This window comes from Streptococcus sp. WM07 (assembly GCF_004570525.1).
In the GTDB taxonomy this organism is placed as follows: domain Bacteria; phylum Bacillota; class Bacilli; order Lactobacillales; family Streptococcaceae; genus Streptococcus.
This window is the reverse complement of the sequence record NZ_SPPZ01000394.1, coordinates 1-207: the sequence shown is the minus strand read 5'-3', so window position 1 is coordinate 207 and position 207 is coordinate 1. Positions and strand designations below refer to the sequence as shown.

Annotated in this window: 1 pseudogene; it reads right to left on the bottom strand. The window is 33.8% G+C overall.

From position 1 onward, the window contains the following. Positions 1-207, bottom strand: a pseudogene (locus E4T71_RS09710) (IS630 family transposase); the annotation flags it as partial.

The following is a 207-nucleotide window of genomic DNA, read 5'->3' as shown; positions in this document are numbered from 1 at the left end:
TCATATGTCATCGGAGCTATAATCTCACCATTTGTGAGACCTGCAACTAAAGATATTCGTTGATATCTTCTTCCAGAAACCTTACCTTCTATCAACTGACCTTTCATGGAACGACCATATTCTCGATAAAAATATGTTTCAAATCCTGTCTCATCAATATAAACAGGAGTCAGATGTTTTAAATTAGTAAATTCTTTAAGGAACAGT